General features: G+C 56.4%; 1 protein-coding gene. It reads left to right on the top strand.

Annotation, left to right across the window (positions count from 1 at the left end; translation table 11 throughout):
* Nucleotides 1–560: type IV pilus twitching motility protein PilT (locus SCJ97_11725; protein MDW7740697.1), on the top strand; the 560-nt coding region annotated here is incomplete at both ends.

Raw genomic sequence — 560 nt, 5'->3', positions numbered from 1 at the left:
AGAGTGGAAGAGTTGGGGCTGCCGGAAATCAGTAAGGATTTCTCCCGGCTGCCAAGGGGGCTTGTGCTTGTCACCGGGTCTACGGGCAGCGGGAAGAGTACCACACTGGCATCAATGATCGGGATGATTAATGAAGAGCGGTCTTTGAACGTGGTGACAGTGGAGAACCCCATTGAGTTTTTGCATACGCACAATAAGTCAATAATCCGGCAGCGGGAAGTGGGCAACGATACCCATTCGTTCTCCGAGGCGCTGCGGCATATGCTGCGTCATGACCCGGATGTGATTCTAATCGGTGAGATGCGGGATATGGAGAGTATTGCCATTGCACTGACGGCAGCGGAGACGGGCCACCTTGTCTTTTCCACGCTGCACACCCAGACGGCGCCGCTGGCCATTCACCGGATTGTGGACGTTTTCCCTGAATCGATTCGCAATTACGTGCGTTTGCAGCTGGCGGATTCTCTTAAAGGGGTGCTTGCACAGCAGCTGCTGCCCCGGGCTGACGGCAAAGGGCGTGTGGCCGCTATTGAAGTCCTGGTGAACACGCCGGCTGTGGC

This window comes from Bacillota bacterium (assembly GCA_033549065.1).
Classification (GTDB): domain Bacteria; phylum Bacillota; class Dethiobacteria; order DTU022; family DTU022; genus JAWSUE01.
This window is presented reverse-complemented; position numbering and strand designations above follow the sequence as displayed.